Origin of the sequence: Clostridium bornimense, assembly GCF_018917145.1 — a bacterium.
GTDB classification, from domain to species: Bacteria; Bacillota; Clostridia; order Clostridiales; family Clostridiaceae; genus Clostridium_AN; species Clostridium_AN bornimense_A.
Genome location: NZ_JAHLOD010000044.1, coordinates 1 through 14,722, shown reverse-complemented (window position 1 = coordinate 14,722; position 14,722 = coordinate 1). Strand labels below are relative to the sequence as shown.

The following is a 14,722-nucleotide window of genomic DNA, read 5'->3' as shown; positions in this document are numbered from 1 at the left end:
GGAATTGTTATGAATGCTGAAATTGTTAAGATGGTAGTTGGTATAGTAGGAATGTGCATTTCATTAATATGGTTTATTAGGTTAATAGCAAAACCAGTTAGAGATAACAAATTGGCAGTACTGACTATTGGTAGAAGTGATGAAAAAGAAATAAATTCTATTGTAAAAAATAAAAAAAATAGAATAACAAATATTATTGGACATGTAACAGAAAAGAATATTGTTAATGATATTAATACAAAATCTGAAGCTATTTTAAAAATAGAAGCTTCAATTGAATTATTAGATGAAGAGGCAACGGAGTATTTAGATGAAGAGGCAACGGAGTATTTAGATGAAGAGGCAACGGAGTATTTAGATGAAGAGGCAACGGAGTATTTAGATGAAGAGGCAACGGAGTATTTAGATGAAGAGGCAACAGAGTATTTAGATGAAGAGGCAACGGAGTATTTAGATGAAGAGGCGACAGAGTATCTAGATGAAGAGGCAACAGAGTATCTAGATGAAGAGGCGACAGAGTATTTAGATGAAGAGGCAACGGAGTATTTAGATGAAGAGGCAACGGAGTATTTAGATGAAGATGCGACAGAGTATCTAGATGAAGAGGCGACAGAGTATCTAGATGAAGAAGCAACAGAGTATCTAGACGAAGATGCGACGGAATATATAGGAGATAAAAGAGATTAAAAAACAATTTATATGTATTTTTTTCATGAACTGTTGCACGTATGGTGTGGCAGTTTTTTAGTAAGTTAATATTTACAGTGATTATATGATATTTGAAGAATTCTCTTCGCCAATGTTGTATATATTAATATATAAAAACATGTATATATAGTTTTATAATATTGTTTAGAAATAATTGATAAGGTATAATTATTAATATGTTATAAATTAGGAAATGTGGATGAAGGGAGAATAATAATGGATAGAAATGATTTTTCCCATTTAGAAGATCAGATTAGATCTACAGTAGAAAATGCTACAAGATACGTAGAGTTCGCAAAATCAAAGGTAAATAATACAATGGAAGATACATTGAATGAAGTAATATCAAAGGTTAACAATACTTCTAGTTATATAGAAAGGAAGGTTCAAGAAAATCTTTCTCAAAATAATTATAAAAGAAACAACTCTATAAGAGTAAAAAAAAATATTTCTAATATGTATATAGCAAATAAGCCAGTTGGAGGAGGTTTAGGAATATTTCTTAATGTAATTGGAACTATAGGAACTATAGGTTTTGCTATACCTCTGGCTATTTGTTCTATAGTAATGTTATCAAAGGCAAATAGTGGTTCAAATATAATCATAGCAGTATATATATTAGCATTATTTTTTATAGGTAGTGTTTTTATTACTTATAAGGGGGCTAGTTTGAGAAATAGGGGAAAAAGATTTAAAAAGTATGTTCGTTGTATTTTGGGAAGAAATTATTGCCGAATAGATGAGTTGGCTAGTTCCGTGGATAAAAGTAATAATTATGTGATTAAAGACCTAAGAAGAATGATAAGACTAGATATGTTTAGAGAAGGCCATATTGATGATGAAAAAACTTATTTTATGTTAAGCAACAAAGTATATGAAGAGTATTTACAATCAAAGGAATCTTATAATAGAAGAAAGAATGAAGAAAGCAAGAAATCCAATGCAAGCAAAGAAGAGAATGAAAAGAAAAGTGATGTAGAATCTATAACTGAGTTGAGAGAAAAATATATAGCAGAAATAAGAAATTCCAATAACGCTATAGTAGAAAAAGATATATCAATGAAACTTGATAGACTTGAAAAAATCGTAGAAGAGATTTTTAAGCAGGTTGAGAAAAATCCTGAAAAGTTATCAGAAGTTAGAAAGTTTACAAATCATTATTTGCCAATGACTTTAAAGTTAGTTAATTCATATAAGGAATTAAGTAATCAATATATTGAAGGAGATAATATAAAGAAGGCTAAATCTGAAATAGAAAAGAGCATGGATCTAATAAATGGGGCTTTTGCTAATTTGTTAGATGATTTATTTGAAGATGTTGTTTTAGATATATCTTCAGATATTGAAGTTTTGAAGACATTATTTACTCAAGAGGGTTTGACAGAAAATGATTTTAAAAAAGATGATAATGGAGGAGTGTAAATGAGCAATAATTTTAATGAAGAGTTAAATATTACCCCAAGCTTATCTTTTGATGCTATGGAAGAAATTAATGAAGTTAAAAAAGTAGAGGAAGAGAAACCAAAGGAGATAGAAGAAGATACTCTTACTGTTGAGGAAAAGAAAATGGTAGAAGATTTTGTTGAAAAAATTGATTTAACAAATTCTAATTCGATTTTACAGTATGGTGTAGGAGCTCAAAAGAAGATAGCTGATTTTTCGGAAACAGCACTAAATAATGTTAAAACTAAAGATTTAGGTGCTATTGGTGATATGCTTTCTAATGTAGTAGTAGAACTTAAAAACTTTGAAAATACAGAAGAAAAGAAAGGGTTTCTAGGTATATTTAAAAAACCAGTACAAAAATTTGAAGATATGAAGGTTAAATATACAAAGGTTGAAGGCAATATAAATAATATATGTACAGCTCTTGAGAAACATCAGATACAACTATTAAAAGACATATCAATGTTAGATAAAATGTATGAAATAAATAAAGTATATTTTAAAGAATTAACTATGTATATTTTAGCTGGTAAAAAGAAACTTGATAAAGTAAGAAATGAAGATTTATCAAAACTTGCAGAAAAGGCTAGATTAAGTGGACGTACAGAAGATGCTCAGGAAGCTAATGATCTTGCAGCATTATGTGACAGATTTGAAAAGAAAATTCATGATTTAGAATTAACAAAAATGATTTCACTTCAAATGGCTCCACAAATTCGTTTAATTCAAAATAATGACACTTTAATGTCTGAAAAAATACAATCTACAATTGTAAATACCATACCTCTTTGGAAAAGCCAAATAGTTTTAGCATTAGGGGTAGAGCATTCAGCTAATGCTGTTAAAGTGCAAAATGAAGTTACTAATATGACTAATGAGCTTTTAAGAAAAAATGCAGAAACATTGAAAATGTCAACAATAGAAACAGCAAAGGCTTCTGAAAGAGGCATTGTTGATATAGAAACTTTACGTCAAACTAATGAATCATTAATTTCTACTCTTGATGAAGTTATGCGTATACAAGCTGAAGGCCGTGAAAAGCGTAAAGCAGCAGAAGAAGAATTGCATAATATCGAAGAACAACTAAAAAGTAAATTATTAACGTTAAGAAAATAAGTCGCTCTAAGGAGGCGACTTATTTTTTTATTAATTAATCAGTATTCTATTGCATAATATAATATTATTTACAAATACTATTTGAAAAAGTTACTAAAAGGATAGGTGATATTTATATGAATAATAATATGTTTAGTGATGGGTTAAAAAAGATACTTTTAGTTGGAATTGGTGCTATGGCTACCACTACAGAAAAATGTATGGAGATTGTTGATGAACTTGTTAAAAAGGGCGAGGTTACTATAGAACAAGGAAAAGTGTTAAATGAAGAGCTAAAAAGAAGTATTAAGGAGAATGAAAATAAAATATCTGATGAAAAAATTACTGAGGTGTTAAGTGAAATAAAAAAGATGAGTCCTGAAGAAGTAGAAAAACTAAAAAATAAATTAAATTCTATATAATTAAGAAGCTGATAAAATGAAGAATAATAAGAAGCGTCTAAAAGAGATAATATCAGTATTAAAAAAATACAAAATAACAAAAGGGATTACTGCGGAGAAATGTAGAAAGATAGTTGAAGAATTAGGACCAACTTTTATTAAGATAGGTCAAATAATGTCTATGAGAACAGATATACTACCACAAGATTACTGTGAGGAACTAAAAAAGTTACAGTCAAATGTTGCACCAATGAATTATGATATAGTAAAAAGTATAATAGAAGAAACTTATGATATGCCTATAGAAATGATTTTTCAAAAGTTTGATCCTATGCCAATAGGATCAGCTTCTATTGCTCAAGTTCATAAGGCTATATTAAAAGATGGAAGATTAGTAGTGGCTAAGATACAAAGAAAAGATATTTATGAGAGCATGTATAGAGATGTTAATTTATTAAAGAAAGCTCTTTCTATGATAAATTTATCTAAATTAATGGGGAATGTTATAGATTTCAATATGGTCTTAGATGAAATGTGGAAAGTAGCATTAGAAGAAATGGATTTTCTTGTTGAAACTAACAATATGGAAAAATTCAAAAAATATAATAAAGATATAAAGTATATAAGTTGTCCCTATGTAGTTAAACAATATACGAATTCTAAAATATTAATTATGGAATATATTGATGGCATAAGAATAGATAATATAGAGCAGTTAAAAGAAAATGGATATGATTTATCTGAAATAGGAATAAAACTCACTAATAATTATATAAAACAATTACTAGAAGATGGATTTTTCCATGCAGATCCTCATCCAGGAAATATACAGGTGAAGGGTGGGAAAATTTTTTGGATTGATTTAGGGATGGTGGGAACATTATCACTTTATGATAAAGAAATGCTAATGAAAGTAGTTAAAGCTTTTGTTGAAAAAGATATTAATGAAATCAAAACAGTATTATTGATAATGGGAAAACCTAAAGGTAATGTAGATGAAGAAAAGTTATACAATGATTTAGATAGTATAGTAAATAAATATAGTAATATGTCTATGAAAGAAATGAATTTAACAGTAATTATAGAAGAATTTATGACTTTAGCAAAGGAACATAATATTACTATGCCAAAAGGTATTTCACTATTTGCAAGAGGGTTATTAACAATACAAGGTGTTATAGCAATTTTATGTCCTGAGATTGATTTAATCGAGATATTAACTAACTTTTTAAATAATAATTTAATGAAATCTATAGACATAAGGAAGGAGATTTTATCTATAGGTAAGGAGATATTATGTTCTAGTAAAAAATCTATTGGTATTGTTACTGAACTTTCGAATCTAATTAATACAATTATTAAGGGACAAAGTAAGATAAATTTGAAGATTTTAAGGTTAGAAGAATCACTAAATTACATAGATAAGATGGTGAATAAGATAATAGTAGCTATGATTACAACAGGGTTACTTATTGGCTCCAGTTTAATTTGCACTACAAATATGAAGATAAAAATATTTGATATTCCGCTACTTGGATTTCTAGGATTTTTGGTAGCTTTAATATTAAGCGGAATACTAATTGTAAATATCATTAAAAAATAAGGTAGGGACTGTCGTATTAACAAGTGAAAATTTGTAAACGATAGTTCCTTTTATTATGTCACAAGTAATCTATGTTAGCGAATGGTGAATAGTAAGGGGTAATTTTCTTATATAAAAAGTGAGACTGAATTTTAAAAGTTCTTTAAGTGTTGACATTAAATTTAGTATAGATTATTATTTGTTTGTAATAATTATTATTAATTAATATTAATTATGAGTGATGTGTATTTGCTAAACTACAGTATGTTTAAAGCTTTAGTAAAGATATATTTATTTAATTTATTAGGAGATAGATTGGGAGGAAAAAATGAATTATTCAAAAACTGCAGATGAGATCCTAAGGCTTTTAGGTGGAGAGAATAATATTATAGAATTAACTCATTGTATGACAAGGTTAAGAGTGAAGGTAAAAGATTCTCATAAAGTTAACAAAGATAGAATTTCTAAAGTAGAAGGTGTTATCACTATAGTTGAAAGTATGGGACAAATTCAGATTGTTATAGGTAATAAAGTGGTAAAGGTTTATGAAGAAATATCTATAAATATTCCTAATAGTAACAAAATAAGAAATGAAAATAAAACTGATGATAAGGTATGGAATAAGATATTAGCTAATATTGCAGGAATATTTACACCTATAATTCCAGCTATAGCTGGTTCTGGTATGATAAAAGGAATATTATCTGTTGTAGCAATGTATTATAGCAATAAGCATGGAATAAATATAAAAGAAATGGATACATATATTATTTTAAATGCATTAGCAGATGCTATATTTTATTTCATGCCTATTATGTTAGGATATACTTCAGCTAAGATATTCAAAACAAATGAAATAATTGCAATGGTTATAGGTGCAACACTTTGCTATCCTGCTTTTGTAAATTTTATGACTGGAGATAGTGAAGTATCTTTATTTGGACTTACTTTAACAAAGGCTTCATATACTTCTTCAGTAATTCCTATTATTATAGCAGTATGGGTTCTTTCTTATGTTGAAAAATATCTTAAAAAGTTTATTCCGGAAGTATTAAAAATAATAATGGTGCCAACATTGTCTTTATTAATTATACTTCCAGCTACATTATTTTTATTTGGGCCTATTGGAATTTATATTGGTAATTCTATTAATTTCTTATATAAGTTTATTTATGAATTTAGCCCTGGATTATGTGGTGCATTTATTGGTGGGTTATGGTGTGTATTAGTTATTTTTGGAGCGCATAGAGCACTTGTACCTATTGGAATAAATGATGTAGCTAAAACTGGTAGACAAAACATACTAGCTTTTGCTGGAGCAGCTAATTTTTCTCAAGCAGGAGCAGCTTTAGGTGTATTTTTTAAAACAAAAAATAAAGATTTAAAAACTATATCGATGTCAGCAACGATAACTGCATTATTTGGTATTACAGAGCCGGCAATTTATGGTGCAAATTTAAGATTGAAAAAGCCTATGATATGTGCTGTAATATGTGGTGCAGTTGGAGGAGCAATAATGGGTATAGGAGGAGCTTTTGGTAATGCTTTTGCAAATCAAGGAATTTTAACAATTCCAGTTTATGCTGAAGTAGGAACTAGAGGATTTGTAAGCTATCTAATTGGAATTAGTATTGCGTTTTTTGGATCAGCTTTATTAACATATATAGTTGGATTTGATGATATAACAGATAAAACAATGAAAGGAGAAAGAGAGTAGTGAGTGTGTTTCCAGATAATTTTTTATGGGGAGCATCATCATCAGCGTTTCAAATTGAGGGGGCTTGGGACGAAGATGGGAAAGGACTAACTGTAGCAGATTATAATTCATTTAAAAAATCACATATTCAAGCAGATACAAAAGTAGCTTCTGATTTTTATCATAATTATGAAGAAGATATTGATTTAATGAAAGAGTTAGGAATGAAGACATATAGATTTTCACTATCATGGGCAAGAATCATTCCTGATGGAGAAGGAGAAGTTAATAGAAAAGGCATAGAATTTTATAATAAAGTTATAGATAAATTAATTAATAATGGAATAGAACCTTTTGTGACATTGTATCATTTTGATTTACCTTTTGCTTTAGTAGAGAAGTATAATGGTTGGGAAAGTAGAAAGACAGTAGAAGCTTTTCATCGTTATGCAAAAATTTGTTTTAAAGAGTTTGGTGACCGTGTAAAGTATTGGCAACCTCATAATGAGCAAAATTTAATTGTAAGAATAGAAGAGAGAATCAATATATATGATGAAGAGGATAAGTGGAAGATAGATAAGATGAGAGCACAAATGGATTATAATATGTGTTTAGCTCATGCTTTAGCCGTTAATTCTTGTCATGAGATGATAGAAGGAAGTAAGATTGGTGCTGCAGTATCTTCTTCTGTAACATATCCAATGACATGTAAGCCAGAAGATGTATATGCAGCTCGTATGAATGATAACTTCAAAGTATATTATATGCTTGATATGCATTATTATGGGGAGTATCCAGGGTATTATATTAAATACCTTAAAGAAAGAAACATTATGCCTTATATGAAGGATGAAGATAAACAAATATTAAAAAGTGCAAAGATGGATTTCATTGCTGTTAACTATTATAGAACAAATTGTGCAGAAGCTTTGCCAGTAGATGAAACTCATGAATTTGGAGTTAGAGAAGGCAGTGTAGATTTTAATATGTATGGATTATTTAAAATGTCTATGAATCCTAGATTAAAAGCTACAGAATATGGAGCAGCTATTGATCCTTCAGGATTACGTGTTGCATTAAATGAATATTGGCAAAGGTACCATCTGCCACTTATTATAACTGAAAATGGGTTAGGAACACCTGATATATTGGAAGATGGAAAGGTACATGATTCTTATCGTATTGACTACCTTAGAAGTCATATTGAAGCTTGTGAGTTAGCTATAGAAGATGGTGTAGAGATGTTAGGATATTGTCCATGGTCATTTATGGATCTTTTAAGTTCTGCTCAAGGTTTTAAAAAACGTTATGGGTTAGTGTATGTAAATAGAACAGATGACGATTTATTAGATATGAAAAGAATTAAGAAAGACAGTTTTTATTGGTATCAAAAGGTTATAGCTAATAATGGAAAGTTAGATTAATTATAAAAGAAGAGTGTGGAACATATAGAAATACTATATTGTTTCATGCTCTTTTTTATATGGCTTTTAAAACGTTTACGTGAAGAATACTTGAGTTTAATGTGAAGATAAAATGTAATTTTTATATAATCTATGATTTATTATAAATCTTTATGATAGAATCTGTAATGTAAAAACAACTAGGGGATGATATTATAAAAAGTAAATGGATAAAATTATCTATAATAAGTTTGATATTTATATTTTTGTCGATAGGTATAATATTTATCGATAGAAATTACTTACTGACGAGGCAGAATAGTTCATCTAATGAAAATATAACAAAGAATATTGAATTTTTTAACAATGGGCAGATATATTATGTTGATAAAGATGAAGATACTTCAATATTTACAGCTAAATATCAAAATACTATATCACAAAAGATTCAAGATTTATTGAAAGATAATAAATATGATATGGAAAATCCACTTATTATTAACAATCCATATGGAACTAATACTCTGTCGTTAAATATATATTTTGAGGAATAGAGAAAAATAGATGTTACGTATACAATAACTGCAGAAAATACTAAAAGATTTTCAAAATCTTTAAAATATAATGCTAATAATGAATATCAAATTATTGGTTTAGTTCCAGGTAAAAATAATAGTGTGTGTATTAATTATTATGAAGAAGGTAATGAAATTGCTAGAAAAGAGTTTAATATTATAGTACCGGAATTAAATCATGATATTGATGAAGAGTTTGTAGTTGAAGAAGGAGAAAGTAACGAATAAATAAGTGATGGACTATTTGCTTTATTAGGGCATGATAAATCTTTTAGTTCAAATATATATTTATATGATAATGATGGAATAATTAGATCAGAGCTAGCACTAGATGATTATAGAGGTGATAGAATAATATTTAAGGATGACAGGATGATTTATTCTAATAGTACTAATAGTATAATAGCCGTAAATAATTTAGGTAAGATAGAAAGATTTTATTCTTTGGGTAATTATGAAATGCACCATGATTATGTATACGATGATATAAATAATAAGTTACTAATTTTAGCGAATAAGTTAGGAAGTAAAACAATTGAAGATGTAGTGGTTTCATTAGATTTAGAAACAGGTAATGCAGAAGAAGTGGTAGATATGAAGGATTTATTATATGAAATGTATGAAAAAGCAGTAATGCCTGAAGGAGGAAAAAAACACTTATGGTGGTGATGAACTTGATTGGATTCATTTAAATAGTTTGCAAGTTATAGATGGAAGAGACATAATTGTAAGTTCAAGAGAGTTAAGCACTATAATAAGAATTAATAATATATATTATAATCCAGAATTGAAATATTTGATTGCTGATAAATCTGTTTATGAAGATACATCATATGAAAAATATTTATATGATAAGATAGGAGATTTTACATCCAATGCAGGTCAACATACAATACAGTATATTAAAGATGATAATTTAGAACAAGATAAATACTATATTTATATGTTTAATAATAATTATAAAGGTGCATCAACGAGACCAGATTTTGATTGGAGTAATTATGTAGGTTGTGGTAGTTTTTCAGAAGGTGATAAATCTATTTATTATAAGTATTTAGTAGATGAAAATGAAGGTACGTATGAATTAGTAGATTCATTTGATGTAGATTATTCAAGTATTGTTAGTAGTGTTGAGATATCGCAGGGAAATTATATTACAAGTTCAGGAAAAGCTAATTGCTACGCAGAATACGATAGTAATAAAAAGCTAATACGGAAATATAAATATAATTCTAAAAAGTATGCATATAGAGTATTTAAATATACTTTTGATGATTTTTGGTTTTCATAGAAGTATTTATTGTATCTTAAATATGTTATTATATATAATTATTGTAATTAAGTATTTAAGGTGAGAATATGGATTTTAAAAATGAAAAGAAGCATATTATAGTTGTTTTAATGGTAGCAGCAGTGTTTTTGTTAAAGTGGAAATGTTTAATAAAAAAGTTTATTGGTATCCCGTGTCCAAGTTGTGGACTAACACGAGCACTAAGAGCTGCATTTAAATTAGATTTTCATAAAAGTTTTTCATATCATCCGTTGTTTTGGCTTATACCTATTGTAATAATAATTTTTATTTATGGTAAAAAGCCGTTATTTGGCAGTAAAAAATATGAAATAGCTTTTTATATTAGTGTAGTTGTTATAATGATAATTGTTTATATGGTAAGAATGATAATGTTCTTCCCCGATACGGTGCCAATGGATTATGATAAATCTTCGTATTTATGGAAGATAATAAGACTTTTCCGTTAGTAAACGTAAAAAGGCTGTTATACTTTATTGTATAACAGCCTTATAAAGGTTGTACATTTTTACAATGGTATTTCATCAAGATCATTAGGAGCATAAATTACGCCAGAAAACACTGCTTTGCCTTCTTCAATATAACGATCTTTTCTAGAAGATAGATTTTTATCTTCACCATGAAATAATATAATAGTTTTAGCATTTAATATTTTTGCATTATTACAAGCATCTTTAGCAGTAGCATGATGTTTTTCGTAAGGTTTAAATATTTCTCTATCTTCATATGAACAAAATGCTTCATGCATTAAGTAGTCTACATTTTCACAATATGTTTTATTGTTTTCGTTGTATGGTTCATCTCCTAAAAAGGCTAGAGATTTACCGTTTGCAAGTTTAATATTAAAACCATGTTGTAATTCTTTTGTACTACCGATATCAAAGAAAGCAATCTTCTGATTTAATATAGTAGTAGTATAACCATCACTTATAGGATGGAATAATATTCTTTTATCAAAAAGATTGGTAAACTTTTTTTGTAAAACGAAAGAACATATTGACTTAATGGCATCTATAGATTTCTGATGACAATAGATATTTAAGTCACCTTCGTAGTTTTTTGTGTTTAAAATACCATGACAAGCAGCACGGATTACCCATACAACACCTAAAATATGATCATTGTGGTTATGAGAAATAAAAATATTATGAATTGATTTAATAGGTATATTAGATTTTTCTAGATTTGTTAATATTGTATTTCCGCCACCACAATCCACTAAAAAGTATTCATCATCTTTTGAAATTGTAAAACATGTATTATAGCATTTAGTTACCATGGCTGAGCCTGTACCAAGCATTGTGATTTTTTCCATAATGGAGCCTCCTCTATATAAGTGAAATAATTATTCCTTGGAATAATCCAATAACTAGTCCAAGTATTAAGCCTAAAATTTCAATATGCTTTAATTCTTTTTTTGCAACACTTATTATGATTCTTTCTAATTCTAAAAGATCTAAGTCATTTATTTTTTCTGTAACGATAGTTTCTATTTCAACTCTGTCTTTTATTTTTGAAATCATATCATCACGAAGCTCATTGATAGCTGGAGATACTTCTTCATCAATAATAGAATCTATTTTAGGAGTTATTATCATTTTAAAAGGTGCTGGAATAAAGTTTAATTTTTCATTAATGATATTTTTAATTTTATCTTGAACATAAGTTGTTAATTTTGCTTTATCTTCTTCAGTAAAGGCATCATGTATAATATCATCAATGGATACTAATTCATTTGCTACTACTTGTCCTATGTTTTCTGCTATTTCTTTTTTTCTTTTAGGTATAAGTCCTAAGATTTCAATATTAATGATAGGAATTTTAATTGGATTTATAGGTCTAAATATCAGTTTAATTGCTAAAATGTTAGTTATCCAACCAATTATTCCACCAATAATAGCTAGTACAATAATTATTATTAATGTGTTCATAAATTATCCTCCTAAGTGAATTTACTTATTAAAAGTATTGTATAATTTATAATAGTATAATTCAAGATTAGGTTCAATTAAAATATATAGAAAGCTGGTGTTTGTAGTTATGTATACATATTTATTTACAATCAATTTAATTGCATTTATAGTGATGGGTGTAGACAAAAGTAAAGCAAGAAAAGGAAAATGGAGAATATCAGAAAAAACTCTTATATCAATAGCTATCATTGGTGGATCTTGTGGGATGTTAATAGGTATGTATTACTTTAGGCATAAAACTAAACATAATTTGTTTAAAATAGGTATTCCTATTATAATTATTATTCAAATAATACTAATAGTTTATCTTTTATATAATATGTTTATAATATATTAAAATTTTTAAAATGTTACACAAATACTTACTGAAAAAGAAGAGGAAGGTATTGTTTTGAAATAAATAAGTATTGATGTATAATTAAGAATAAAATGACTAGTAATATGAGAGAGTGATACAAATGAGTAAAAGTATTTTAAACGTAATTAAAGATTATATAATTAAGCATAAAAAAGAACAAGTAAAGTATTTAATTATGATTATTATTTCATTAATAACAATATGTTTTTTTTATAATAATTATTTTTTATATGATACTGAAATTGCTAAGATAGATTCTATCGATGAAGTATTTGAAGGGGAAGAAAAAGGTCCTAATGGAGATATTGAGAAAAATTATACACAAAATATTGTAGCTACAATAAAAAATGGTGAGTTTAAAGATAAAGAAGTTATTATAAAAAACAAATATTCATCATCACTAGTATATACAGATAAATATAAAATTAAGGATGATGTATTTATCTCAAAAAAAGTTGATAAAAATGGAGATATTACTGGGACTATAACTGGACTGAAAAGAGATAAGTATATAGTTATAATTATAGTTATTTTTATATTATCATTGATTTTGGTAGGAAAAAAAACAGGGGGTTTAGTACTTGGAGGTCTTTTAATTAACGTAGGTGTATTTTATATTATGATACAACTATATTCTAAAGGTATAAATATACTTTTTTTAAGCGTACTTGCAACGTTTATATTTTCTACAGCATTTTTGATAATAAGTAGTGGTATTAATAGAAAAACATTTACAGCTATAATAATAACATTAGTATCTGTAGCTATTGTTACACTTTTGTCTATAATAATTCTTCAGTATACCAGTGGTCTTGATTATGAGTTTATGGAGTATCTTCCGAAACCATATAATTCCTTAGATGCTGATTATATTTTTATTTCTGAAGTAATGATTGGTGGATTAGGGGCTGTTATGGATATTGCAATAACTATGGTTACCACTGTTAATGAATTAATTGATAAAAATCCTTATATAAGTAAAACAGATTTGAAAAATTCATGTACAGAAGTTGGAAATGATGTTATGGGCACTATGATAAATGTACTGTTTTTTACTAATTTAGCAGGATGCATACCATTTTTTGCATTGAGTATAAAGAATGGAATAAAGCTTACTACTTTATTAACTACATATATACCTTTTGAAATAGCAAGATTTTTAACAGGGAGTATAGGAATTGTGATTACAATACCTATAGCGACATATTTATCAACAAGAACCTTGAAAAGGATGTGTAACTAATGATATTAACTTTAGCATTTATATTATTTATACTTATGATTTTAATTGATAGTGATAGAGGAGCTAAGTCATTTTTAACTTTAATATTTAATATGGTAGCATTAATATGTACAATACTATTAATATCTAGAGGATATAATAGTATTGTTATAACGTTTTTTACTTGTATGTTTATTAGCGTAATAACACTTTTTTATCAAAATGGTATAAATGTTAAAACTAAGACAGCTTTTATTTCGGTAATATTTACAATATTATTTTTGTTAATTTTTGTGTATTGCATGGCTAGTAAAAGTATGATTGAGGGAATACCTATAGAGCAACAATTTGAAGGAGAAATGATTGCATATTCAAAAAATATAAATTTAAGTATGACAGATATAGAAATATCTATTATTATTATTGGACTTATAGGTGCAATTTTAGATACATCTGTAGCAGTTGCAACATCGACTTATGAGGTTTATACAAATAATACACATTTAAATAAGAAAGAATTATTTAAATCATCGATGAATATGGGAAAAGATATTTTAGGAACAACTATGAATACTTTATTTTTTTCATATATTAGTGAATTTATGACATTAATGATTTATTTTAATAAAAATAAGTATTCTTTTTCGAAAATAGTTAATTCAAAAGTATTTGCTCAAGAATTTATAAGAATACTATTTAGTGGTATTGGTTGCATTATGATTATTTTAATTACAGCTACAATTACTTCAAATGTTATTATGAAGATAAAGAATATAAAAGGCGAGGCTGTTACATAATGATCTGACTCCTGTCAAGTAGACAATCAAAATAAATAAAAGATATATGATTATGCGACTACGTTGTTAGTCGCATTTATCATGATGCTCTTTTTTTCTTTGCTTCTAACTCTGCTTTATAAGCAAGTATTCTCTTATTTTCTGGTATCGGATATTG

17 protein-coding genes are annotated in these 14,722 nt (G+C 27.2%); 15 read left to right on the top strand and 2 right to left on the bottom strand.

The genetic code is table 11. The features are described 5' to 3' along the window. The first annotated feature begins 9 nt into the window (after positions 1–9). The 12 genes from KQI30_RS13220 (at position 10) to KQI30_RS13170 (ending at position 10,664) form a co-directional block, all read left to right on the top strand. Positions 10–687, top strand: coding sequence for a hypothetical protein (locus KQI30_RS13220; RefSeq protein WP_216463817.1), 678 nt, complete (start codon positions 10–12; stop codon positions 685–687). Between the two features lie 237 nt (positions 688–924). Further along, complete coding sequence (locus KQI30_RS13215) at positions 925–2,130, top strand: 5-bromo-4-chloroindolyl phosphate hydrolysis family protein (RefSeq protein WP_216463816.1); 1,206 nt, start codon at positions 925–927, stop codon at positions 2,128–2,130. After that, positions 2,131–3,270, top strand: a complete 1,140-nt coding sequence (locus tag KQI30_RS13210; RefSeq protein WP_216463815.1) for a toxic anion resistance protein — start codon at positions 2,131–2,133, stop codon at positions 3,268–3,270. Between the two features lie 116 nt (positions 3,271–3,386). After that, positions 3,387–3,671, top strand: a complete 285-nt coding sequence (locus KQI30_RS13205) for a phasin family protein (RefSeq protein ID WP_216463814.1) — start codon at positions 3,387–3,389, stop codon at positions 3,669–3,671. A gap of 16 nt (positions 3,672–3,687) precedes the next feature. After that, positions 3,688–5,253: an ABC1 kinase family protein gene (locus KQI30_RS13200; protein WP_216463813.1), complete on the top strand. Its 1,566-nt coding sequence runs from the start codon at positions 3,688–3,690 to the stop codon at positions 5,251–5,253. A gap of 307 nt (positions 5,254–5,560) precedes the next feature. Next, positions 5,561–6,949: a PTS transporter subunit EIIC gene (locus KQI30_RS13195; RefSeq protein ID WP_216463812.1), complete on the top strand. Its 1,389-nt coding sequence runs from the start codon at positions 5,561–5,563 to the stop codon at positions 6,947–6,949. Then, entirely contained in the window at positions 6,949–8,352 is a 1,404-nt protein-coding gene (locus KQI30_RS13190) for a glycoside hydrolase family 1 protein (protein WP_216463811.1), read from the top strand. The genes KQI30_RS13195 and KQI30_RS13190 overlap by 1 nt, the downstream gene beginning before the upstream one ends. 245 nt (positions 8,353–8,597) lie before the next feature. Continuing rightward, positions 8,598–8,885, top strand: a complete 288-nt coding sequence (locus KQI30_RS13185; RefSeq protein ID WP_216463810.1) for a hypothetical protein — start codon at positions 8,598–8,600, stop codon at positions 8,883–8,885. Between the two features lie 123 nt (positions 8,886–9,008). Continuing rightward, on the top strand, positions 9,009–9,134 hold the full coding sequence (locus KQI30_RS17380) for a hypothetical protein (RefSeq protein ID WP_301281827.1): 126 nt from the start codon (positions 9,009–9,011) through the stop codon (positions 9,132–9,134). Further along, a complete protein-coding gene (locus KQI30_RS13180) occupies positions 9,135–9,575 on the top strand; it encodes an aryl-sulfate sulfotransferase (RefSeq protein WP_216463825.1) in 441 nt (146 codons plus the stop codon). 28 nt (positions 9,576–9,603) lie between these two features. Continuing rightward, positions 9,604–10,197, top strand: a complete 594-nt coding sequence (locus KQI30_RS13175) for an aryl-sulfate sulfotransferase (RefSeq protein WP_216463809.1) — start codon at positions 9,604–9,606, stop codon at positions 10,195–10,197. 68 nt (positions 10,198–10,265) lie between these two features. Then, a complete protein-coding gene (locus KQI30_RS13170; protein WP_216463808.1) occupies positions 10,266–10,664 on the top strand; it encodes a DUF2752 domain-containing protein in 399 nt (132 codons plus the stop codon). Between the two features lie 59 nt (positions 10,665–10,723). Here KQI30_RS13170 and KQI30_RS13165 read toward each other — a convergent pair whose 3' ends face one another. Together KQI30_RS13165 and KQI30_RS13160 are read right to left on the bottom strand one after the other, a co-directional pair. Beyond that, positions 10,724–11,530, bottom strand: coding sequence for an MBL fold metallo-hydrolase (locus tag KQI30_RS13165; RefSeq protein ID WP_216463807.1), 807 nt, complete (start codon positions 11,528–11,530; stop codon positions 10,724–10,726). 13 nt (positions 11,531–11,543) lie between these two features. Then, positions 11,544–12,146 (bottom strand): DUF445 domain-containing protein, encoded by a 603-nt coding sequence (locus tag KQI30_RS13160; RefSeq protein ID WP_216463806.1) that lies wholly within the window; start codon positions 12,144–12,146, stop codon positions 11,544–11,546. A gap of 109 nt (positions 12,147–12,255) precedes the next feature. Here KQI30_RS13160 and KQI30_RS13155 point away from each other — a divergent pair, with 109 nt between their 5' ends. From KQI30_RS13155 to KQI30_RS13145, 3 genes are all read left to right on the top strand, one after another. Further along, a complete protein-coding gene (locus KQI30_RS13155; protein ID WP_216463805.1) occupies positions 12,256–12,525 on the top strand; it encodes a DUF1294 domain-containing protein in 270 nt (89 codons plus the stop codon). Positions 12,526–12,646: 121 nt separating this feature from the next. After that, complete coding sequence (locus KQI30_RS13150) at positions 12,647–13,789, top strand: YibE/F family protein (protein ID WP_216463804.1); 1,143 nt, start codon at positions 12,647–12,649, stop codon at positions 13,787–13,789. Beyond that, positions 13,789–14,565, top strand: coding sequence for a YibE/F family protein (locus tag KQI30_RS13145; protein WP_216463803.1), 777 nt, complete (start codon positions 13,789–13,791; stop codon positions 14,563–14,565). The genes KQI30_RS13150 and KQI30_RS13145 overlap by 1 nt, the downstream gene beginning before the upstream one ends. The last annotated feature ends 157 nt before the right edge of the window (positions 14,566–14,722 follow it).

What these genes read in the sequence shown, in the direction of transcription:
- KQI30_RS13220 (WP_216463817.1), top strand. Translation starts at nt 10, where the DNA reads ATGAATGCTGAAATTGTTAAGATGGTAGTTGGTATAGTAGGAATGTGC.
- KQI30_RS13215 (WP_216463816.1), top strand. Translation starts at nt 925, where the DNA reads ATGGATAGAAATGATTTTTCCCATTTAGAAGATCAGATTAGATCTACA.
- KQI30_RS13210 (WP_216463815.1), top strand. Translation starts at nt 2,131, where the DNA reads ATGAGCAATAATTTTAATGAAGAGTTAAATATTACCCCAAGCTTATCT.
- KQI30_RS13205 (WP_216463814.1), top strand. Translation starts at nt 3,387, where the DNA reads ATGAATAATAATATGTTTAGTGATGGGTTAAAAAAGATACTTTTAGTT.
- KQI30_RS13200 (WP_216463813.1), top strand. Translation starts at nt 3,688, where the DNA reads ATGAAGAATAATAAGAAGCGTCTAAAAGAGATAATATCAGTATTAAAA.
- KQI30_RS13195 (WP_216463812.1), top strand. Translation starts at nt 5,561, where the DNA reads ATGAATTATTCAAAAACTGCAGATGAGATCCTAAGGCTTTTAGGTGGA.
- KQI30_RS13170 (WP_216463808.1), top strand. Translation starts at nt 10,266, where the DNA reads ATGGATTTTAAAAATGAAAAGAAGCATATTATAGTTGTTTTAATGGTA.
- KQI30_RS13165 (WP_216463807.1), bottom strand. Translation starts at nt 11,530, where the DNA reads ATGGAAAAAATCACAATGCTTGGTACAGGCTCAGCCATGGTAACTAAA.
- KQI30_RS13160 (WP_216463806.1), bottom strand. Translation starts at nt 12,146, where the DNA reads ATGAACACATTAATAATAATTATTGTACTAGCTATTATTGGTGGAATA.
- KQI30_RS13155 (WP_216463805.1), top strand. Translation starts at nt 12,256, where the DNA reads ATGTATACATATTTATTTACAATCAATTTAATTGCATTTATAGTGATG.
- KQI30_RS13150 (WP_216463804.1), top strand. Translation starts at nt 12,647, where the DNA reads ATGAGTAAAAGTATTTTAAACGTAATTAAAGATTATATAATTAAGCAT.
- KQI30_RS13145 (WP_216463803.1), top strand. Translation starts at nt 13,789, where the DNA reads ATGATATTAACTTTAGCATTTATATTATTTATACTTATGATTTTAATT.